Source organism: Advenella alkanexedens, assembly GCF_019132845.1.
Classification (GTDB): domain Bacteria; phylum Pseudomonadota; class Gammaproteobacteria; order Burkholderiales; family Burkholderiaceae_B; genus Advenella; species Advenella alkanexedens.
This window is the reverse complement of sequence record NZ_JAHSPR010000008.1, coordinates 129947-152519: the sequence shown is the minus strand read 5'-3', so window position 1 is coordinate 152519 and position 22573 is coordinate 129947. Positions and strand designations below refer to the sequence as shown.

The following is a 22573-nucleotide window of genomic DNA, read 5'->3' as shown; positions in this document are numbered from 1 at the left end:
ATCCACAAAGATCTGGGCGAGACCCTGCGTATTGCAGGCGGTCTGGACAATGCGGCCAGTGCTTCCGATGCCAATCTCCGTGTAGACAGTGAGAATGGTGAGCTGCGCATCAAGCTGGCCACCAGCCTGACGGATCTGGAAGAGATCCAGGTGGGCAAGGATGGCGTTGACGGTGTCGACGGCACGATTGGCGTGAACGGCAAAGACGGTGCGTCCGTGGTGCTCAATGGCAAGGACGGCTCGATTGGCCTGACCGGTCCAAGAGGCGCGGATGGCAGTGATGGTGCCAGCACCAACATTAGCGTTAAAGACGGTGCGCCCGGTGTGGATGGTGCCGATGGCACAACCACCACCCGTATCGTTTACACCGATCCTGAACTGGGTGAACAGGAAGTGGCCAACCTTAACGACGGTCTGAAGTTTGTGGGTGATGATGGTAACACTGTGACACGCAAGCTGAATCAGACTTTAGGTCTGACTGGTGGTGCGGCTGCGGCTGATTTGACAGGCGAAGGCAATATCGGTGTGATTCAGAAAGACGATGGTGCGCTAAGCATTCAGCTGGCCAAAGACATTGATCTGACGGCAGACGGCAGTCTGACAACGGGTGATACCGTGGTTAACGATAAAGGTCTTGTGGTGCATGACGTGACCGCCAATCCGACCGCAACGACCCGTGTGGAAGCCGGCAAGATTGAGCTGTTTGCCAATCCGCAAGGTGGTTCAGCCAATACTATCGTGTTGGATGCCGAGAAAGGCACGATCGAAGGCTTGAGTAATCGTGATCTGAACGCGGCTGATTTTGCAACAGCAGGTCGTGCGGCGACAGAAGAGCAGCTCAAGTTGGTAAATAGTAATCTGACCGATGCAGGCCTGAACTTTGCCGGTAATAGTGGTGATGAGATCCACAAAGACCTGGGCGAGACCCTGAATATTGTCGGTGGGCTGGACAATACGGCCAGTGCTTCCGATGCCAATCTCCGTGTTGATAGCGAAAATGGTGAGCTGCGCATCAAACTGGCCACCAGCCTGACGGATCTGGAAAACATCCAGGTGGGCAAGGATGGCGCTGACGGTGTTGATGGCACGATTGGCGTGAACGGCAAAGATGGTGCGTCCGTGGTGCTCAATGGCAAGGATGGTTCGATTGGCCTGACCGGTCCAGCGGGTGCTAATGGTGAACCGGGTGCCAGCGCTAACATTAGTGTTAAAGATGGTGCTCCAGGCCTTGATGGTAATGATGGTGTAAATGGTGAGAGTAAAACGCGCATTGTTTACGAGAAACCGGATGGCATAACCGAGGAAGTGGCTACGCTTAATGACGGCCTGAAGTTTGTGGGTGATGATGGCAATACCGTGACCCGTAAACTCAACGAGACCCTGGGTCTGACTGGTGGTGCCGATGTGACGAATCTGTCTGCGAACAACATTGGTGTGGTGCAGAAAGATGATGGCAGCCTGAGCATCCAGTTGGCTAAAGATCTGGCTGGTTTGAACAGTGCAACCTTCACGGACGGCACCAATACAACCATCATTAACAGTAGTGGTTTAGCCATTACAGACGGTCCAAGTGTAACGGTTGATGGTATTGATGGCGGCAATAAACAGATTACTGGCGTCGCCAGCGGTCTGGGTAGTATCGACCTGGCAGATGCCACGGGTGATACCTTGACCAATGCAGCCAATATTGGTGACCTGCAAACGGCAACCAATAGCCTGGCAGCCGCAGGCCTGAACTTTGCCGGTAATACCGGCGATGAAATCCACAAAGATCTGGGCGAGACCCTGCGTATTGCAGGCGGTCTGGACAATGCGGCCAGTGCTTCCGATGCCAATCTCCGTGTAGACAGTGAGAATGGTGAGCTGCGCATCAAGCTGGCCACCAGCCTGACGGATCTGGAAGAGATCCAGGTGGGCAAGGATGGCGTTGACGGTGTCGACGGCACGATTGGCGTGAACGGCAAAGACGGTGCGTCCGTGGTGCTCAATGGCAAGGACGGCTCGATTGGCCTGACCGGTCCAAGAGGCGCGGATGGCAGTGATGGTGCCAGCACCAACATTAGCGTTAAAGACGGTGCGCCCGGTGTGGATGGTGCCGATGGCACAACCACCACCCGTATCGTTTACACCGATCCTGAACTGGGTGAACAGGAAGTGGCCAACCTTAACGACGGTCTGAAGTTTGTGGGTGATGATGGTAACACTGTGACACGCAAGCTGAATCAGACTTTAGGTCTGACTGGTGGTGCGGCTGCGGCTGATTTGACAGGCGAAGGCAATATCGGTGTGATTCAGAAAGACGATGGTGCGCTAAGCATTCAGCTGGCCAAAGACATTGATCTGACGGCAGACGGCAGTCTGACAACGGGTGATACCGTGGTTAACGATAAAGGTCTTGTGGTGCATGACGTGACCGCCAATCCGACCGCAACGACCCGTGTGGAAGCCGGCAAGATTGAGCTGTTTGCCAATCCGCAAGGTGGTTCAGCCAATACTATCGTGTTGGATGCCGAGAAAGGCACGATCGAAGGCTTGAGTAATCGTGATCTGAACGCGGCTGATTTTGCAACAGCAGGTCGTGCAGCAACTGAAGAACAGTTGGCAATCGTGAACGAAACAGCGAATAAAGGCTGGAACGTAACCACTAATGCAGATGATGCGACCTCTGAAAATGTAGCACCAGGAGCAACCGTTGATTTTGACAATACCGATGACAACATCGTGATTGCACAAGACAAGACAAGTCTCACTTTTGATCTGGCAAAAAATATCAAGGTTGACAGCATTAATGCCGGTGGTACATTCCTTAACAGCAACGGCTTAAGCTTTGTTAATGGAAGTGGCGTTCAGTTGCCCAATACAGTGTTTATTAAACCGGATGGCATTGACATGGGCGGTAATAAAATCACCAAGCTGGCAAAAGGTGAAATTAGTGCAACCAGTACCGATGCTGTCAATGGTAGCCAGTTATCATTCCTGGCGGATTCGGTAAAGAATATTTTTGGTGGCGATGTAAGCTTTGACTTTGAAAATGGCACTTTCACAAGTCCGACTTACACCATTAATGGTAAAGATTATTCAACCGTCCAGGCGGCAATTGACGAGTTGGCTAAAGGCTGGAGCGTTACGGTCAGTGATCCAGGTGGTTCGAATCCTGGTACAGATACAGGAGGAAACCCTGGTGTTGGTACTCCAGAAACAGGTACTGGTGGACCCGCTGATATTCTGCCTGGTGACCAGTTAACCCTGGTGGCAGGTGATAATATCGATATCGTTCAGAAACCGAAAACCGATGGCAATGTTGGTATTGAAATTTCTGTTGATCCCAATCTGGTTGTCAACTCCGTTACGGCAGGAAAAACCGTCATGGATGACAGCGGTGTTAAGGTGGGCGACAACGTACATCTGGGTGATACCGGCCTGACTGTTAAAGGCGGGCCTACCGGTGACCTGGCATTTACGGCAGATAAAGTAGATGTTGGTGGCAATAAAATCCAGAATGTGGCTAATGGCAACATTGCCTCTGGAAGTAAAGATGCGGTGAACGGTGGCCAGATCAAGGATATCAGCCAATCTGTGGCTAATGCCTTGGGTGGTGGCTCGACAGTGAAGAATGATGGTACGGTTAGTGCACCAAGTTACACGGTCGGTAATAAAAACGAAGTGGTCAATAATGTTGGTGATGCCATTGATGTGTTGAACCAGGGATGGACCTTGAATGTCGGCGGTAATAATTCACAGGTTCAGGCTGGCGATAAAGTCAGCTTGTTGAGTAACGATGGCAATATTGTGATCACGCAAGTGCTTGGCAGTGCTGAGGTGAACTTTGCCTTGAATGATACGATTACTGTGACTGAAGTGAATGCCACTACTGTTAATGCAACAACCGTCAATGCGACAACCGTTAATGCCTCAACCTTCCAGGCGGGCAATACGATTGTTAACAATAATGGTTTGTCATTCGTTAACAATGCTGGTGAGCAGGTAGGTCCAAGCGTTTCTGTCACCGGTATTAATGCAGGCGGCTCAACCATTACCAACGTGGCTGCGGGTGTCAATGATACTGATGCGGTTAACGTGGGCCAGCTTAAAGGTGTTGCCAATAACCTGACTAATCAGATTAATTCTGTGCGTGGTGATCTGAAACGTGTTGATAGGGATGCCAGGGCAGGGACTGCCTCGGCTGCAGCCATGGCCAACTTGCCACAGGCTTACTTGCCAGGCAAGAGCATGTTTGCGGTATCAACAGCGGGACATCGTGGTGAGCAAGGCTTTGCGGCTGGTTTGTCAACCATTACGGATAACGGTAAATGGGTACTGAAAGGTTCAGTTTCCGGTAATAGTCGTGGTGATGTGACTTACGGTGCCGGTGTGGGTTATCAGTGGTAATTTTGCATTAGCTCCAAACCATGGCCCGGACTGCACACAATCATGGGTGGTCCGGGCAGAAAGCATGTAACGCTTAAAGACTATCAAGGAAATGTTAATGAAACTTTTTCAATACAAAACAGGTATCGTTGCGGTAGCAGCCGCCTTGGCCTTAACCGCCTGCGGCACCATGAGTAATGTCAGTAAAGACGGTACGGCCAGTAATCTGGTGTGGCCAAATGTGGATGGCGTCAAGTTTGATAATGACCAGGGTACTTTCCCGGTACTGGGGGCATTGGCACAGGTTCGTGACGGGGTGACCCGTGACCAGCTGTATTATTTGCTGGGTCGCCCTCATTTTGCGGAAGGTTTCCGGGTTAAAGAGTGGGATTACCTGTTTCACTTCAATACCCCCGGACAGGGCGTTAACAATATCAGCACCTGCCAGTATAAAGTGCTGTTTGATAACAATCTGATTGCCCGCAACTTTTACTGGAAACCGGTTACCGAAGGCTCGGTTTGCCCGGATGGCAAGCAGAATGAAAGTTATACCCTAAGTGCCGATGCGCTGTTTGCGTTTGATCGTTCAGACTTGAACAATGTGACAGCGGGTCGTACCGAGTTGAGTAATTTGGCCACCCATCTTAAAAGCCGCCAGAACCTGACATCGGTAACGGTGGTGGGGCATACCGATCGTTTGGGCTCAGAGGCCTATAACCAGAAGCTGTCGCAAGACAGGGCACAAACCATTGTCAATTATCTGGCGGCCCAGGGTGTACCGGCCAATTTGTTACAGGCACGTGGCGCTGGCAAGTCGCAGCCGGTGGTGCAGTGTGAGGGTAGTGGTGCCCAGTTGATTCAATGTCTGGCCCCCAACCGTCGCGTGGAAATTAATATCCAGTAAAAACAACGCTTGGGCAAGCGTTACCACGCGGGCGCGTGGGAACGAGTCCAACAGGCATAATGCCGGCCGGTTAAGTCCGATCGGTTAAGTCCTGCATAACAGTAAGCCGCTGCAAGCATGATGTTTGCAGCGGTTTTTTATGAGGGGCGCTTCTTACACTGGCTCCCACGCAGGAGCATGGGAGCCAGTAGGCGAGTAGCGGCAACGGAGTATGTTTGTTTCTCGCTCCCACGCTCCTGCGTGGTAGCGGGTATGTTTCCTGGCTCTGGCTTGGGCTTGCGTTCCCACGCGGAGCGTGGGAACGAGTACGATGCTCCTGCGTGGAAGCGGTCATGCCGTTTATTACTCTGTTTTTTTGTTTTTATCTTCCTGGGGCATTTCAATCTTAACTTCAAGTACTTCAAGGGTATCTTTGCGATCAAGATGAACCTTGATGTCATCAGCGTTGATTTTGATGTATTTGGAAATGACCTCAATGAGCTCTTTTTGCAGCGCGGGAAGGAAGTCGGGCTCGGTGCTGCCCGGACTGCGTTCACGCGCAAGGATGATTTGCAACCGGTCTTTGGCTACACTGGCCGAAGACTTTTTTTCTCCCAGAAAAAACTTGAGGAATGACATATTATTTTCCCCCGAAGAGTCGTTTCAGAAAGCCCGGTTTTTCATATTCGGTAAAGCGCAGAGGTCTTTCTTCGCCCAGGTAACGGGCGACGATATCCTGGTAGGCTTCGGCGACGTCGGTGTCTTTCAGGTGAATGGCGGGCATACCAGCGTTGGATGCCTGAAGTACGGCTTCGGATTCAGGAACAACGCCAATCAGTTTGATGCGCAGGATATCCTCAATGTCTTGCAGGGAAAGCATTTCGCCCTCTTCGACACGTTTGGGGTTGTAGCGGGTCAGTACCAGGAACTCCTTGACGGGTTCTTTTGACTCCTCGGCGCGTTTGGACTTGGAGGACAGAATACCCAGGATACGGTCGGAGTCCCGAACGGATGAAACTTCGGGGTTGGTTACAACCAGTGCATCATCGGCAAAATAGGCAGACATTAAAGCGCCGGTTTCAATACCGGCCGGAGAGTCGCACACAATGTATTCAAAGCCCATTTTTTTCAGGTCTTCAAGTACTTTGCCAACGCCTTCTTTGGTAAGCGCGTCTTTGTCACGGGTTTGTGATGCGGGAAGGATAAACAGGTTTTCAAGTTGTTTATCCTTGATGAGGGCCTGATTAAGGGTAGCTTCTTCCTGGATCACGTTGACGAAGTCATAAACAACGCGGCGTTCGCAACCCATGATAAGGTCCAGGTTGCGCAGACCGACGTCAAAATCGATCACAACGGTTTTGTGGCCACGCATGGCCAATCCTGCAGAAAAGCTGGCGCTGGTGGTGGTTTTGCCCACACCGCCCTTACCTGATGTAACGACAATAATACGTGCCATGAAAAGATATTCCTGTAATCTTTAAATGGTCATTATCTTACTGCATAATGACCCTGTTAAACTGTAAAAAAAAATTAAAAAAAGCCCATTGTTAATTATGCTCATTGTTGGCAATGAACGTGAGCGATTCATTTTCCAGTTCCACGATAACCGCCTGCTTGATGAGGTTCTGGTTAAAATCTGCGTCAATGAGGCGGTAAATACCTGCAATGGCCAGCAGCTCGGCATCCAGGTGAGTGGTAAAAATACGGGCTTGGGTATTACCTCTGGCACCGGCAATGGCCTTGCCCCGCAGGGGACCGTACACGTGGATGTTGCCATCAGCGATGATTTCGGCACCCCGGCCAACCGCACCAATAACGATCAGGTCACTGTTACGGGCATAAATACGCTGGCCTGAGCGAAGCTGACGTTTGATGACCAAGGAGGGTTCAAGCTGTGGTGTCTCGACCGGTTTGGCTTCCGGTTTTTCGGGTTTTGGCTGTGGTATGGGGGCAGCAGGTGGCTCGTGAGGCACACGCTCTGCATTGGACGGCGTGGAAAGGGTAACTGGCACCAGGCCGGCTTGACGCGCGCTGTCCAGAATACTTCCTTCGGCCATGACGCCAATCACCGGCAGGTGGTTGGCCTGCAGGTGACTGAGCAGCGCAGACCAGTCTGGCGCTTCATTAATCCGGGTTGCATCAAGCACAACAGCCTCATCCTTGAACAGGCTGCCGGCTTCCGTCATTTTACGGGTAATGGCTTCCTTAAGGGCAGCAAGATCGCTGCTATTGAGCACAATGCGTAATGCAAACAGGGAGGCACTTTTAAAGATGAGTGCGTTAGTTGTATTGGCTTTGCTTGTCACAGTAATGCCTGTTTCTGAAAAAAGTTAAATCCATTTAAATCCATGAATCACGCAGGGTCACGCTGCGGTTGATAACCGGTACCTCACCAGATTCCGGGTCTACGGTAAAGTAGCCCAGGCGCTCAAACTGCCAACGTGCACCGGGGGTGGTTTGGATGCCCGGCTCCAGCCAGCCCTGAACGGTTTGCATGGAGTTGGGGTTGATGCATGCCAGGAAGTCTTTGTCCTGGCCATCGGGATGGGCATCGGTAAACAGACGGTCGTAAATGCGGAATGTGGCCGATTGGGCATATTTGGCACTAACCCAGGTGATATTGCCCTTGACCTTGACGCTGTCTGCACCCGGTGTACCGCTTTTGGTGTCGGGCAGGTATTCGGCATGCACCTCGGTAATATTACCCTGTTCGTCTTTGATACAACCGGTACAGCGCACGACATAACCGTATTTCAGACGTACCTGGTTACCGGGGAACAGGCGGAAATATTTTTTCGGAGGCTCTTCCCTGAAATCATCGCGCTCGATCCAGAGTTCACGGGTAAACGGGAAAGTGCGACGGCCCTGGTCCGGATTATGCGGATTTTTTGGGGCGCTGCAGTCTTCCTGCTGGTTTTCAGGGTAATTGGTAATAACCAGTTTGAGGGGGTCAAGCACTGCCACGGCACGGTCTGCGATAGGGTCAAGGGTGTCGCGAAGGGATTGTTCAAGAATGCTGTAGTCAATCCGTGAGTCTGATTTTGAAACACCGATGCGCTCACAGAACAAACGCAGGGATTCGGGGGTGTAGCCTCGACGGCGCAATCCAGCCAGTGTGGGCAGGCGCGGGTCATCCCAGCCATTGACATGGTTTTCCTTGACCAGTTGCAGCAGCTTGCGTTTGCTGGTGACCACATGGTTAAGGTTAAGGCGGGCAAACTCATACTGTTTGGGCAGGGGCTCATTCAATTTGCCCAGGAAAACCAGTTTTTCAAGGACCCAGTCGTAAAAGGGGCGCTGGTCTTCAAATTCCAGAGTGCAAATGCTGTGGGTAATGGTTTCCAGCGCGTCTTCAATGGGATGGGCAAAGGTGTACATGGGGTAAATGGGCCACTGATTGCCGGTGCGGTGGTGCTCGGCATGGCGAATGCGGTAAATAACCGGGTCACGCATATTGATATTGGGTGAGGCCATGTCCACTTTTGCCCGTAGCGCCATACTGCCATTGGGGTGCTTGCCTTCACGCATTTCAATAAACAGCTGCAGTGATTCTTCAGCGGGGCGATCACGCCAGGGCGAATTGGTGCCTGGCGAAGTGAGCGTACCGCGGTTGGCCCGCATTTCATCGGGGCTTTGCATGTCTACATAAGCATACCCACCCATGATAAGGGCTTGGGCGAAGTCATACATGTAATCAAAATAGTCACTGGCGAAATACAGGTTTTCCTGGTCGTTGTTGCGCCAGGAAAAGCCCAGCCATTGGACGGTGTCCTTGATGGCATCAACATATTCCTGTTCTTCTTTTTCGGGGTTGGTGTCATCAAAGCGCAAGTGGCAAATGCCACCGTAATCCCGGGCCAATCCGAAATTAAGGAAGATACTTTTGGCGTGGCCGATGTGCAGATAGCCATTGGGCTCGGGCGGAAAGCGGGTACGGATTCTGGCGCTGTCTTTGGGTGCATTGGCCTGTACCGATGCAGGGCCGGGTACACCTGCCCATTTTTTGGATTGGTAGCGTCCTGCACTCAGGTCATTTTCAATAATGGTTCGCAAAAAATTGGAAACGGGTACATCAGTTGAGAAATCAGTCATACAGAAATTTATCAATAAATCATGAAATAGCATACATTCTGCCACGTTCAGGAGTTAGACTCACGGTGAATAATCATAGTTAAACAAAATAGTTTGCGAATTGTTGCTTATGCTTGAAATTTCCCCGCTTTTGCTCGCCGAATGGCAGTTTTTTGGCTCGTTAGGGTTTTTGTCAATATTTGTGTCCGTGTTGCTTACATCGGGCTGGATGCTGCTTTTTCTGAAGCTGGCCTGGCGCCGGACAGGGCAGGAAGCCTGGATTGGCGTTTATCGGTATTGGGTCAGGGTCTTTGCCCTTGCCATGATGGTTAGCATGGCCGTGATCGTGTCCCTGATGATACAGGTAGGCACTTTATGGCCGGCATTGCTGATGAAAATTGCAGGAGTGGCCGGGCCATTGGCCTGCTTGGCTGTTTTGCTGGCTTTTGCCTGTAAATTGATTTTCCTTAATGGCATGCTTTACCGTCAGGGAAAAATGAAAGAGGGGTGGCATACGGCCTCGGTCTTTATGTCGGCGTTGAGTGTAACCGCGATTGTTTACCTGGTACTGGCTTTGCAGTCATGGATGAACGCGCCGCAGGGAACCATCAAGACAGAGAGCAATATTGTTGTGTACGATTGGATGGCGATTGTGTTTCATCATGAAATTGTCTGGCGCCTGCTGCTGGTTTTTGCCGGCTCCAGCCTGTCCATGGGGTTCATGATGATGGGAGTCAGTGCATGGCAGGCACGGCAACGGCCGTTGAGCCGGGCTGAAAACCTGAGTTTCCGGATTGGTCTGGTCATGGCCTTGTATGGTTTTGTCGTTTTCATCGTTCCCGGTTTTTTTGCCCAGGATACCTTGTTCGTGGCTTTCTCCACCGATGGCTGGCGAAGTGTGTGGTGGGGTGTCATTCTATTGCTGGGTATGATGATGTCAGTATTGGCTGTTTCATGCTATTACCTGTTGGGCAAAAAAAGGGAAATAGGTAAAACACCGGTGTTTTTGCAAAAATGGTGTTCAGGCATGACATTTTCGGGGTGGTTGCTGGTTTTGCTAATGACGCTCTTGTCTTATGTTCGAAACTTGCCGTTCATTGTGCAGGGAGAAATTGCCCTGCAGGAAGTGTTTCGGCCCATTGGTACCCAGGCACTGGTGCTGTCTTCGGTGATGTATCTGGTGGTCTATCTGGTGATTGTGGCCAGTTTTATACAAATGTTTTACCAGGCAGCCCGCTATGGGGTGGTGCCGGTGCGTAAAACTGTAGGAGCAGCGGCATGACGGAACTGGCAAACTTGTTGGGTTTGAGTATTTATGATCCGGTGTTCTGGATGCCATTGGCCTGCATGGCGGCATTTTTCTTGCTGGTACTGATGGGTGCCATCCTGGATGGTTTTGATCTGGGGGTCGCCTTGTTGTTGCCATTTGCCGGTGAGCATCGTGACCGTATGGTGGGCCTGCTGGGACCATGGCGCAATGTCAATGAGTTTTGGTTGTTGTTGGGAGTTGTTTTTTTCATGGCTGTTTTTCCCAAGGCCTGGGCTTTTATTTTTGGAGTTCTGTATTGGCCCATGATTGCGATTGCCCTTGGGGTATTGCTGCGTAATATTGCTTATGAGTTTCGACTGAGGTCTGCCGGTTGGCTGCGTCGTTGCTGGACCACCCTGTTTTTTACCGGTTCTTTGTCTATGGTGTTGGGGCAGGGCTGGGTCTTGGGGAAATTCGCGGTTAATTTCCAGGATGAGCCTGGTTACGAATTGTTTGTCTTGTTCATTGCCCTGAGTGTTGTCGCCCTGTATGCCCTGTTGGGGGCACTTTGGCTGGTGATGCGTGTAAGTGCTTCACAAGGCTCCCTGCAGGAAATGGCGATTAAATGGGCACGTCGTACGACAAGACTGGGTGCAACGGGTTTGTTTGCTTTAATGGCTGCGCTTGGATTTAGCAATACGGGTATTTTTTATAAGTGGGCGCTGTTTGATACCTTGGGTATTGTTTTGCCTGGCTGGCTGTTGATGTTAAGTCTGTTTGTCATGATTGAAATTTTGCTCAGGCATGCGCATAAGAATGACTGGCTGGGGCGCTTGCCCTTTATTTTGTTGTTATTGGTCATTGTATTGGTGGTGGCCGGTTTTGCTTACAGTTATTTTCCGTTTCTGGTTTATGATGAATTAAGCCTGTGGGACAGTATCGATTCGGTGACTACGATGCGTTTGCTGGTGGGGTGCATGGCTTTTGTCTTGCCCGTCATGCTGGTGTATTTTAGCTGGGTCTACGGGGATATTTTCGATAAACTGCGTTAGCTTTCGGCCAGGGGCAGCGTGATGTCCACACGCAAGCCACCCGACTCACCGCTACCCAGCTCCAGAGAGCCATGATGTGCTTTGGCAATGGTGTCGGCCAGTGCCAGCCCCAGGCCCACACTACCGGTTTTGGTGCGTGCGGAGTCCAGTCGGGAGAATGCGCGCAGGGCTTCGGTACGACGTTCAAGCGGAATACCTTCACCATGATCACAGACAGAGATCACCACTTTTTTCCTGTCAGCGTGCACATGGACTTCAACCGGTGGCTGGCCGTGCTTCAGGGCGTTGCTAATCAGATTGTCCAAAAGCCGCCCCAATGCCAGGCCATCGGCATGGATATAAATTTTGTGTGTGGGCATGGATTTCAGGAAAACGGGGCTGCCCGCACCTTCCCAGGATGAAACCCGTTCATCGATCCAGGCATTGAGCTCCAGTTTGGTGAAGGTGTAGGTGCCTGGGTCTGAACCGCGGACATAGCCAATGAATTGATCGATCATGCGCTGCATATCTTGCACGTCGTTGCGCATGCCTTCTTTTAACGCCTGGTCATCGGTCATTTCCAGCCTGAGCCACATGCGGGCCAGCGGACTTTTGAGGTCGTGTGGCAGACCTGCCAGCAGGGTTTGCTGGACCAGCTTGGATTCCTCAAGGGCATCCAGCATGGCGTTGAAGCGTTCACCCAGCGAACGGGTTTCGGTGGGGCCTGCTGGCGTTACCCTTTCGGGGCGCCCTTGGGCAAGTTGGTCTGCCGCTCTGCTCAGGCGGGTAAGCGGGCGGGTGATATGCCAGGCAAAACCGGCCGCCATGGCAATCAGTAACAGGTTAATGCTTAGCCAGGCCATCATGATGGCCTGCATATTGGGTGGTTCTATCCGGTCAAGCGGAATTACCAGCCATTCCCGTATCACGGTATTGTCAAACTCGTTAAGCTGTGGCAAAAGGGAAATGTACATGCGTGGCTCTTCACCACGGGACAGTCCCACCCGGGTGCCGTCATTCAGGGCACGGTTCAGGTGATTGATAATGTCCTGCAGGTTGTTGCGCAGGTCACCCGTTGGGTATTCCGCCATTTTTTCGTGACGCGGGGCGTTTTCAGCACCCCTGCGCAGAGGTTGTGAAAAACGGGTGTCTTTGGGAAGCTGACGCGACCATAAACGCCATTTTTTTTGTGAGGCTTCTTCAATAAAGCTGGCCCTGTTTTCTGCCGGTATCTGGGCGACGGCCGCCCTTAAGGTGCGAATGGTGGTGGTCAGGTAATTAACCACCACGTCTTCCATATAACGTTCCCTAAGGTAATTGCCAACCGATAGGCTGCCAACCTGGACCAGAATGATTGTGCCCAGCATCATGAGGATCATTTGCAGGCGCAGGGAGCGGGGCCACAGCTTGAATTTTTTCATGCATCAGGGGAAAACCGGTAGCCGATTCCCCATACGGTTTGTATCCAACGCGGGTCTTTGGGATCGTCTTCGATTGCCCGGCGCAGGCGCAGAATGGCAATGTCGATGGCACGGTCGTTGCGTTCTCCTTCATCGTCATCGCGGGCCAGCGCCAGCAGACGTTCGCGGGACAGGGGTTTGCCCGGATTTTTGACCATGGCCTCGAGCAGGTTGATTTCACCGCCAGTAAGCTTAACGACAGTTTCACCCTTGAACAGTTGGCGACGTGCCGGGTCAAAGGTGAAGGGGCCAAAACTGATGGGGGTTTCCTTGACCAGTGCCGAAGGACCTTTTTTACGGCGCAAGACGGTTTCTATGCGGGCCAGCAATTCTCGCGGGTCAAAAGGTTTGCCCAGATAGTCGTCCGCCCCTGACTCAAGACCGATAATGCGATCAGCGGTTTCATCGCGGGCAGTCAGCAAAATAATGGGAATGTCTTCATTTTGGCTGCGTAGCTTGCGACAGGCTTCCAGGCCGTCTCCACCGGGTAACATGCGGTCAAGCACGATAAGGTCGGGTGAGAATTTGGTAATGCGCTGAGGCAGGTCTGTGGCATCCGGGGCCAGTAGCGTATCGTAACCGTGACGGTTAAGGTACTCGGCCAGCAGCTGCCTGAGTGCCGGGTCGTCATCCACAACGAGAATTTTAATAAGCTGTTTTTCCATAGTATTCACATCTTGCCAAAGTGTGTGTCATTAGGCAAGTGTTGGAAATGAATTGAAATTGAATGACGACTGAAAATCAGCCCTGCCTGTAAAAGGCAGGGCTGATAGAGATTACCGTATATTGAAAGTGCGGTTGGCCTGGGTTTTCTGGTCGTCGATACTGCGAACCCGAATCGTGACTTTTCTTGGAGTCAGGGTGGGGGGCAATGTCAGGCTTCCGCCGACTTGCTGGAAATTGGTGATGTTGATATCGGTAGGAGGTATTTCGGCATAGCCGGTTTTGCCATTACGGTATCTGCCCTCTACAATAAACTCAAGTTGAGCTTTGTAATCAGGTTGGGCATCATCGCTTTTCATGATGAGCAGTTTGTAATCAAGTTTACCCATCGAACCATCAAATTCGGCGGCACGGATGCCCAGTGGGTTGCCACTTGGGTCGGCAGGAATGGCTTTTTTGATAAGTTCCAGATCGGCCGTCAGTTGCTGGATACGTTCCTGGCTGCTTTTCAGGGTGTTGCCTTGGGCGGAATTGCTTTTTTTCAGGGCGTCAAGATCCAGGGTGGTTTTTTCCAGTTCGGCCTGAAGACGTTGTTTTTCCTGGGTCAGCATGCTGATCTCATTGGTCAGGCTGTTGGATTCCTCAACGCTAAGACGTTTGGGACCATAGTTGGTTTGCAAAAACCAGAATCCGCCTGCGCCCATGATGACACCAGTAAACAGGATCACGAGCCAGCGAGGCATGCGCTTGCCGCGACGGCTGCTACTGCTTTCATAAACGGAGGGTTTGAAAACGGCTCTTTTTGAAGATCCAAACATTACTGAACTATCCTTTGGTTACGAAATGAAGTGATTTCATCGGGGTTGAACGGAGGAGGCAAGGGCATTGCTGTCATATTGTAACTGCTGGTCAAGCAGTGTCAGCCTTTCAGGGGTGCCAACATCAATCCATTGTCCAGTATGAAGGCTGCCTGCCACGAGACGGCTTTGCATGGCCAAACGCAGCAGGGGGGCCAGTGGCTGCGACTGTTTTGGGTTGACGCCTCTGAAAAAGGAGGGATGATATACACCAATGCCGGCAAAAGTGTGATTAATGGTCTCTGCGGTTTTGTTGTGCAGGAACCCTTGACGATCCAGATGGAAATCCCCTTCGGGGTGGTGAGGGGGATTATCCACCATGAGCAGCCATGCTTGTGTTGATGCATGCTGCAAATGGTCAGTAATTGTAACGGCTTGCGTGGGGTTCCAGTCACACCAGATATCGCCATTGATGACCAGAAAAGGCTGTTCGCCCAGCAGGGGCAGTGCATTGGCAATGCCGCCCGCGGTTTCCAGGCCTTTGGGGGATTCGGCCGAGTATTTAATGGTAACGCCAAATTGGTGGCCATTGCCCAAGGTCTCTTCTATTTTGTGACCCAGCCAGGCATGGTTGATGACAATATTGCTTATTCCGGCACTGGCCAGACGTTCTATGTGCCACACAATAAGGGGTTTTCCACCTACGCACAGCAGTGGTTTGGGCAAGGTATCGGTGAGCGGGCGCATGCGTTCGCCACGGCCGGCAGCCAGAATCATGGCCTGAATCAAAACGTATACCCCACTTTGTGTTCGATGTTGTCCAGACGATCCAGCAGTCTTAACAGGGGTTTGAAAACAAGATAGCGGTTGGCAACCTGGCGCACATAGGCGTTGACACGGGGCATGTGCTGCAGGTAATGATCTTTGCCATCACGAATGGAAAGTCGCGCAAATACACCCAGGATGCGTAAATTCCGCTGTAATCCCATGAACTCGTAATCGGTGTGAAAATTGGCGAAGTCATCGGGGACCGCCAGTTTTGCATCCCGTGCCATTTGCCAGTAACGAATAGCCCAGTCCAGTTGCTGGGGCTCCTCCCAGGTGGTGCGGGCATCCATGATCAAAGAAGCCAGGTCATAGGAAATGGGGCCGTTGACCGCATCCTGGAAATCGATGATGCCGGGGTTGGGCCCATACATGTCCTGGTCACACACCAGCAGGTTGGGGGAATGGTAGTCGCGATGCACGAATACGCAGGGCTGTTTGGCATTGTGGGCCACCAGCAGGCTGAAGGTTTTTTCAAGTGCGTTTTTTTCATCATCGCTTAACTGGCTTTGGCAATGTTGATGAACGTACCATTCGGTAAACAGCTCAAGCTCATCGCGCAAACGTTGCGCATCATAGGCGGGTAATCCCTGGACACTGGCCTGCTGCATTTGTACCAAGGCCTGAAGGGCATCACGGTACAGGGATTGCAGGGTGGCGTCATCAATTCCTTGCTGAATGCGCTGGTAATAGGTGTCGTTGCCAAGGTCAGTGAGTAGCAGCCAGCCGTTTTCCAGATCTTTTTCAAGGATAGCCGGTACATTCAGTCCCGCTTTGGCCAGTTTGCCAGCGATATCAATAAAGGGCGTGCAGTTTTCGTGCTGTGGTGGAGCATCCATGATGATAAGGGGAGCCTGGTTGGTATCGACACGGAAATAACGCCTGAAACTGGCATCGCTGGATGCCGTGCGCAGGCTTGAGATTTGAATGTGATGGGTATTTGCAATGACAGTCAGCCATTGTTGCAAGGCATCTTTGCGGGGATCTGCGGAAACGTTTGAGGGCATAATTATAAAAAATGAGTATTTCGCGACAAGTGGGTGACGAAACCTGAGTCCTGAATGTAAAATCGGTTTAATTTCAGTGAAAGAATTAAAAAAGCCGCTTTAAATTAAAGAGCAACTACTATAATTGGTCGTTTCGACGTGGCAGTTACTCTGGGAAGACCTATTTTAAGCTTTTTAACCGGGTTTTGTCTTTGCTGCATCAATAAATAGTCTGCAGGAGTAATGTCATGGGTGGTCGTTTGCAACCGGGAATAAAATTGTTTGTGTTCCATATAAATAGAATCTTGAATGGATTTGTTTTTTGTGCGTAAAGTTTGTGCTCTTACTCTGCTGGCGCTTGCCGCATTTGCCAAGACTGGCTTTGTGCTGGCTGCCCCCGGGATTCGTATTGATGAATACCCGGCTTTGCAGGATTCATCTTTGTTGCAGGTTACCACCGGGAATAAAAACAATACCGTTACGTTTACTGATAGCGAAAAGGCGGGTTACGACAACAACAGCAGTGATATTACCCTGCATGGACTGGCGCAGGTGCGGCGTACGGATGCTATCCTGAAAAGTGATCAGATCCGTTATAACACGGATAGCGGAGAGATGACGGCAAGCGGCAATACCCGCTTTTTCAAGGATGGCACCCTGATTACCGGTACGGGGCTACATTACAATATCAATACGGACAGTGGCAAGTTTTATGAGCCTGTTTTTAATCTGGCTGGCGGTGGAAGCGGTACGGCCAGCGAGGCCGAAGCGCTTGATGAAAATCACACCCGGTTGCTGGATGTCATTTATTCAGGTTGCGATTGCCCTGAGAAGTTCTGGACAATCCAGTCGCCACAGGTTGATATTTACGAGGATGAAAACGAAGGGATTGCAAAAAACGGGGTACTGTATATCAAGGGGGTTCCTGTACTTTGGTCGCCCTACCTTACCTTCCCCGTCAGGGCAGAAAAGAAAACGGGTTTTCTGACACCTACTTATGGTTATACCTCAAGAGGTGGTTATGATCTGGCTGTTCCGTATTTTTTCAATCTGGCGCCCAATTATGATGCCACAATAACTCCCCGTTATTTAAGCAAGCGCGGATTACTGATGGGTGGGGAGTTCCGCTATTTAATGCCAGGTTATTCGGGTATTGTTTCGGGTACCTATATTAACAAGGATATGGATACCCGTGATAAACGCTGGTCGTATTCCATTTTGCATGACCAGCATCTGGGCCAGTTCCTGGGGCTGAAATTCAATCTGGATCTGGATTGGAATGGTGTGTCTGATGACAACTATTTTCGCGACTTTACCAGTATGGGTCTGAATGAGGCAGACCAGACCTATTTATCAAAACGGGCTAGCCTGAACTGGTCGGGGTACGACTATTGGAGCGGTTATTTAACGCTGCAAAAATACCAAACCCTGCAAGATGACACGCTGGGATACTTATATGGGCAATATGAAAAAGTACCCGAGTTCAAGGTGCGTGGCAGTCGATATGACTGGAACGGGTTTGATGTGGAAACCGACAATACCCTTACCCGTTTTGAGTTTCCCACCTACTTTGGGGATATCGCTGATTTTTCCAGAACCGATGGCCACCGGGCCCCTGATGGTACGCGTTTTTCATCCTATAACGCGATTAGTTATCCCATTGTCCGTCCTGGCTGGTATGTCACGCCCAAGGCGGCCTTGCATGCCTCTCATTATTCGACGAACTGGTATGAAGAGTTCGGTAAATATGGTTTCAGAAGCCAGGCGGGTACGCAAAAGGGGTCGATTAACCGGGTTTTGCCCATCTTTTCCCTTGATAGTGGCATGACGTTTGAGCGTAACACCACGTTGTTCGGCAAACCGTCCCTTCAAACGCTTGAGCCCCGTCTTTATTACTTGAATATCCCCTATAAAAACCAGGCGGATATTCCTGTTTATGATACCTCCATCAGTCAGTTCGGTTTTGGTTCGGCTTTTGCTGAAAACCGTTACAGTGGTGGCTGGGATCGCATTAACGATGCCAACTTGCTTACCTTGGGAATAACCAGTCGCTGGTTTGACGAGGATAGCGGTTTCGAGCGATTGGCTTTGCAACTGGCGCAACGGTTTTATTTTGAAGACCAGAAAGTAACCCTGCCGGGAGAAGAGGCCCGTAAACGCTCCAAATCGGATTATCTGGCGGGTTTAAGTGCCGCGCTGACCGATACCCTGAACACCGAACTGGCCGTGCAGGTGGATTCGGCTGACCAGAATGTGGTGCAGTCTTACGCCTCTTTACACTGGAAACCCAAGCGCCTGACCAGCGTTTCCATGTCTTACCGTTACCAGCAGGATCCTTTCCTTGATGAGACTGGCAATCCGTTACGTTATCAGTTAAAGGGTAAGGAAACCACCAGCCTGTCGGCACAGTGGCCATTTACAGAAAAAATATCCGGTGTTGGTCGTATCGATTATTCCATTCAGGATAAAAGGGTAACGCAATCCATTCTTGGGTTTGAATATAAAGGCAACTGTTGCTGGACCGGCCGGGTTGTCATGCAGCGTTATGCTGTTTCAAAAGAAAAAGCAAATTCTGCTATATTCTTACAATTGGAATTATCCGGTCTTGGATCTCTGGGTAGTGATCCAATGGGTTTGTTAAGAGAAAATGTGCGGGGCTATGAATCAACAACGGTCCCGGTTCCAGTAAAATCTACATTTGAAAGGTATGAATAATGCGTAGACTAAAACGCGTACGCCAACTCGCATTTGCAACCATTCCCGTTTTTTGCCTTGCTTTGCCAATGGTGGCGCAGGCAGCACCGGGTACAGCAGGCAAAACTGCGAAAACACAAGCTCAGTTTGGTGATGGCATAGCCGCGGTAGTCAATACTGAAATTATCACCATACGCGAGCTGGACAATCGAATGGCATCCCTGCGAATCAGCGGGCAGGGTGGTGCAGCCCGGGATCAAGTGCTGCAGTCCATGATTGATGAAAAACTGATGAAGCAGGATGCCGAACGGCTTGGCGTCAAAGTTACCGATGCCCAGTTAAATCAGGTGCTGGCAACGATCGCTCAGCGCAATAACATTCCTGTTGAACGTCTGAAAGAAGAAGTCAGCCGTTCTGGCATGAAATGGGATGAGTACCTGCAAAACCTGCGCAGTGAAGTGATGATGGATCAATTGCGCAACCGTATTATTCAAAGCCGTATCAGTGTGACCGAATCTGATGTGGATGCTTTTTTGAAGCAGCATCCCACCGGCGTGCTACCTAAAAAAGAGGTTGCTTATACGCCTCCTCCTCCCCAGAAACAGGTCGTGATTGAGCGTTCTTTTGAGCCTAAAGCCGTTGCCTTGCAGCATATCTTCATTCGTGTCCCCGATAACGCGTCTGCAGACGTTGTGGAGGCAGCCCGTAAAAAAGCCAATGAGGCAATGAGTAAACTCAGACGGGGTACCAGTTTTGCTGCGGTCGCCAAAGAATATTCCGATGCGCCGGAAGCGGCTAATGGTGGCCAACTGGGAATCCGGTTGTTTGAAGACTGGCCTTCCCTGTTTGTGAACGTGACCCGAAACGTGGCGGATGGACGTACGACCGGGGTTTTCAAGGCACCTAATGGTTTCCATATTTTGAAGGTGATCGAGCGTCGTGGCTTGATTAAAGAAAACAAGCGTGTCGTGAATGTCCAGCCACCACCACCGCCCAAGCCACAGCTTTCTCCCATGGAAATAGCTGCCAAACAGCAAGGGCCGGTTGAAGTGACTGAATCCAATGTCCGTCATATTCTTGTCAAGACCAGTCCTGTGGTGTCTGACAAGCAGGCTTATGAGCGGATCCAAAGCCTGCATAATCGTTTAAGCAATGGCGAGGCTTTTGAGGATGTGGCGCGCAAGTTTTCGCAAGATACCTCGGCGCCACTGGGGGGAGAAATTGGCTGGATAGCGCCAGGTACGGCCGATCCTGAATTTGAAAAAGCAGTGGCCAATTTGCAGCCGGGTCAAATCAGTAATCCAGTGCGCTCCGCTTTTGGCTGGCACATTATTGAAGTGCTTGATCGACGAACCGGAGACAAACAGCCTGAAATCCGTCGTATGTTGGCTCGCCAGACCCTGTATGAGCAACGGGCAGAACCTATTTTTGAAGACTGGTTGCAGCAATTGCGTTCACAGTCGTTTATCGATAATCGCCTGAGCGGCTCCATTTCTGCCAGAAACTGATTATGACAGCACATCAGGCAAGAAAGCGGTTTGGCCAGCATTTTCTGGTGGATGAAAGCGTAACTGAGGCGATTGTCCGTGCAGTCAATCCTGACCGTGGTGACAAGGTGGTGGAGATCGGGCCGGGGCTGTCAGCCCTGACGGCCCCATTGCTGGCTTGCCTTGATCACCTGACGGTGGTTGAAATTGACCGGGATCTGGCACAGCGGCTACGCAATACGTTTAGTCCCAAAAAAATAACGGTCCATGAGGCCGATGCCTTGACGGTGGACTTCAGTCAGTTTGGTTCTCCTTTAAGGGTAGTGGGAAATCTGCCTTACAATATTTCCAGTCCCTTGCTGTTTCATTTAATGGACTATGCCAGTCATGTGCAAGACCAGCATTTCATGCTGCAAAAAGAAGTGATTGACCGAATGGTGGCCAAGCCGGGTTCGTCCGATTATGGCCGTTTGTCTGTCATGTTGCAGTCACGCTATAAAATGCATTGGCTGTTTGATGTTCCCCCCGAAGCCTTTGATCCTCCCCCGAGGGTGATGTCGGCAGTGGTGCGAATGGTTCCATTGCCTGACTCACGTCCAGCGCCGAAACAATGGCAGGTGTTTGAACAGGTGGTTGCCCGTTCTTTTTCGCAACGCCGAAAAATGTTGCGTCGCTCTTTGGCTGACTGGGAAATAGACTGGGATGTAGTGGGTATTCAGGAAACGGCTCGGGCTGAAGCCTTGAGTGTGGCTGATTTTATCCGTCTTTCCGACTATTTGCTGGATAGCGGTAAATTCAACCGGGTTTGAAGTGTGAAATAGCACTCGTTCCCACGTGGGAACGAGTTTGAGTTGCCTGGTTTTTAATTGTCCAACATTGGGGACTAATTGTTTAAACTTATAGTTTTATCTCCCGTTTTTTATCTGCTTGGCCATGAAAACCCGCATAATATCCCGACTGCGATCCTGAAGCAGGCTCGAGGTATGTTGCATGGCGTCCTGTAACGTGATGGGACCGTTACACAGGCTGAAGGCCGCGGTCATTCCCTGGCTGTATAAAGCCTGGTAATTGCTACCAAGGGTACCGGCAATCACAATCATTGGAACCTGATGCATTTGTGCCAGGGCAGCTATGCCGGCCAGGGCTTTACCTTGCAGGGTTTGATCATCCAGCTTACCTTCTCCTGTAATAATCAGATCGGCATTTTCAATCAGATCGGCCAGGCCCGCAAATTCGGCCACTATTTCCACCCCTGGACGAAATCGTGCATTCAAGAAACTCAATCCGGCAAAACCAAGGCCACCTGCTGCACCTGCACCCTGTTCATGACGCCTGTCTCTGCCAAGCGTGATCGCAGTAATATCGGCATAATTCGCCATGATCTGGTCAAGGAGCCGAGCCTGTTCTGGCGTAGCTCCTTTTTGTGGACCAAAAATCGCAGCAGCGCCATGGGATCCACATAAGGGGTTGCTGACGTCAGAGGCCAGGGTAAATGCTGTTTGCGCCAGGCGTGGCTCCAGACCTGAAAGATCTATTTTTTCCAGTCTGGACAGCGCTTCGGGTACGGGTTCCAGCAAGGCATTGTTTTTATCCTTAAACTGAATGCCCAGGGCGGCAAGCATGCCAGCACCGCCATCGTTGGTGGCTGAACCGCCCAGCCCCAGAATGATGTGTTTGACATTTCTATTTAAAGCCTCAAGGATAAGTTGGCCAACGCCAAACGTATTGGCACGCAGTATATTTCTGTGCTGGGGCTGGATTTGCTCAAGACCGGCAGCACTGGCCATTTCTATAATGGCAGTGCCGGTGTCGTGCATGGCCCAGGTGGCTTGCACCGGGTGGCCCAAGGCATTGCGAACGGTGCTTTGCATGAGGGTGCACGGCGTGCTTTGGGCAATGGCCAGGACGGTACCTTCACCGCCATCGGCCATCGGGACGCAATGGATATTGGCATCGGGAGCTGCCTGCATTACGCCTTTGGCAATGGCTTTGGCCACGTCATGGGCTGGCAGGCTTTCTTTAAAAGAGTCGGGGGCGATGATGATTTTCATGGGATGTA

At 51.1% G+C, this 22573-nt stretch carries 17 protein-coding genes; 7 read left to right on the top strand and 10 right to left on the bottom strand.

Annotated elements, in window-relative coordinates:
• Positions 1–4389: YadA-like family protein (locus tag KU392_RS11285; RefSeq protein WP_217735351.1), on the top strand; the 4389-nt coding region annotated here is incomplete at its 5' end.
• A gap of 97 nt (positions 4390–4486) precedes the next feature.
• Complete coding sequence (locus KU392_RS11280; protein ID WP_217735350.1) at positions 4487–5272, top strand: OmpA family protein; 786 nt, start codon at positions 4487–4489, stop codon at positions 5270–5272.
• Positions 5273–5614: 342 nt separating this feature from the next.
• On the opposite strand, the gene minE is transcribed toward KU392_RS11280, so the two are convergent.
• The 4 genes from minE to KU392_RS11260 all read right to left on the bottom strand — a co-directional run bounded on the left by minE (position 5615) and on the right by KU392_RS11260 (position 9343).
• Positions 5615–5890 carry a cell division topological specificity factor MinE gene (gene minE / locus KU392_RS11275; RefSeq protein ID WP_169293826.1) on the bottom strand — a complete coding sequence of 92 codons (276 nt, stop codon included), beginning with the start codon at positions 5888–5890 and terminating at the stop codon, positions 5615–5617.
• Position 5891: 1 nt separating this feature from the next.
• Positions 5892–6707: a septum site-determining protein MinD gene (minD, locus tag KU392_RS11270; protein ID WP_217735349.1), complete on the bottom strand. Its 816-nt coding sequence runs from the start codon at positions 6705–6707 to the stop codon at positions 5892–5894.
• A 91-nt stretch (positions 6708–6798) separates the two neighbouring features.
• The gene (gene minC, locus KU392_RS11265) at positions 6799–7557 is read right to left on the bottom strand and encodes a septum site-determining protein MinC (RefSeq protein WP_169293828.1); all 759 of its coding nucleotides are present in this window, start codon (positions 7555–7557) and stop codon (positions 6799–6801) included.
• A 34-nt stretch (positions 7558–7591) separates the two neighbouring features.
• Positions 7592–9343, bottom strand: coding sequence for a glutamine--tRNA ligase/YqeY domain fusion protein (locus KU392_RS11260; RefSeq protein ID WP_169293829.1), 1752 nt, complete (start codon positions 9341–9343; stop codon positions 7592–7594).
• A gap of 109 nt (positions 9344–9452) precedes the next feature.
• On the opposite strand from KU392_RS11260, the gene KU392_RS11255 reads away from it, so the two are divergent.
• Complete coding sequence (locus KU392_RS11255) at positions 9453–10604, top strand: cytochrome ubiquinol oxidase subunit I (protein ID WP_169293830.1); 1152 nt, start codon at positions 9453–9455, stop codon at positions 10602–10604.
• Positions 10601–11623: a cytochrome d ubiquinol oxidase subunit II gene (locus KU392_RS11250; protein ID WP_169293831.1), complete on the top strand. Its 1023-nt coding sequence runs from the start codon at positions 10601–10603 to the stop codon at positions 11621–11623. Before KU392_RS11255 ends, KU392_RS11250 begins: the two co-directional genes overlap by 4 nt.
• Here KU392_RS11250 and KU392_RS11245 read toward each other — a convergent pair.
• The 5 genes from KU392_RS11245 to KU392_RS11225 all read right to left on the bottom strand — a co-directional run bounded on the left by KU392_RS11245 (position 11620) and on the right by KU392_RS11225 (position 16354).
• A complete protein-coding gene (locus KU392_RS11245; protein WP_169293832.1) occupies positions 11620–13023 on the bottom strand; it encodes an ATP-binding protein in 1404 nt (467 codons plus the stop codon). The genes KU392_RS11250 and KU392_RS11245 overlap by 4 nt on opposite strands.
• Positions 13020–13727 (bottom strand): response regulator, encoded by a 708-nt coding sequence (locus KU392_RS11240; RefSeq protein ID WP_169293833.1) that lies wholly within the window; start codon positions 13725–13727, stop codon positions 13020–13022. The genes KU392_RS11245 and KU392_RS11240 overlap by 4 nt, the downstream gene beginning before the upstream one ends.
• Positions 13728–13838: 111 nt before the next feature.
• Positions 13839–14543 carry a DUF6776 family protein gene (locus KU392_RS11235; RefSeq protein ID WP_169293834.1) on the bottom strand — a complete coding sequence of 235 codons (705 nt, stop codon included), beginning with the start codon at positions 14541–14543 and terminating at the stop codon, positions 13839–13841.
• Between the two features lie 36 nt (positions 14544–14579).
• A complete protein-coding gene (murU, locus tag KU392_RS11230) occupies positions 14580–15308 on the bottom strand; it encodes an N-acetylmuramate alpha-1-phosphate uridylyltransferase MurU (protein ID WP_217735359.1) in 729 nt (242 codons plus the stop codon).
• Complete coding sequence (locus KU392_RS11225; RefSeq protein WP_217735348.1) at positions 15308–16354, bottom strand: aminoglycoside phosphotransferase family protein; 1047 nt, start codon at positions 16352–16354, stop codon at positions 15308–15310. The genes murU and KU392_RS11225 overlap by 1 nt, the downstream gene beginning before the upstream one ends.
• A gap of 288 nt (positions 16355–16642) precedes the next feature.
• On the opposite strand from KU392_RS11225, the gene KU392_RS11220 reads away from it, so the two are divergent.
• From KU392_RS11220 to rsmA, 3 genes are read left to right on the top strand one after another with little or no spacing between them, the layout of a single operon-like run.
• Positions 16643–19048 (top strand): LPS-assembly protein LptD, encoded by a 2406-nt coding sequence (locus tag KU392_RS11220; RefSeq protein WP_217735347.1) that lies wholly within the window; start codon positions 16643–16645, stop codon positions 19046–19048.
• Entirely contained in the window at positions 19048–20535 is a 1488-nt protein-coding gene (locus tag KU392_RS11215; protein WP_217735346.1) for a peptidylprolyl isomerase, read from the top strand. The genes KU392_RS11220 and KU392_RS11215 overlap by 1 nt, the downstream gene beginning before the upstream one ends.
• Positions 20536–20537: 2 nt before the next feature.
• A complete protein-coding gene (gene rsmA / locus KU392_RS11210) occupies positions 20538–21323 on the top strand; it encodes a 16S rRNA (adenine(1518)-N(6)/adenine(1519)-N(6))-dimethyltransferase RsmA (protein WP_169293838.1) in 786 nt (261 codons plus the stop codon).
• 96 nt (positions 21324–21419) lie between these two features.
• Here the strand turns inward: rsmA and KU392_RS11205 are convergent, their stop codons facing one another.
• Complete coding sequence (locus KU392_RS11205) at positions 21420–22565, bottom strand: glycerate kinase (protein ID WP_217735345.1); 1146 nt, start codon at positions 22563–22565, stop codon at positions 21420–21422.
• Between the last annotated feature and the right edge of the window lie 8 nt (positions 22566–22573).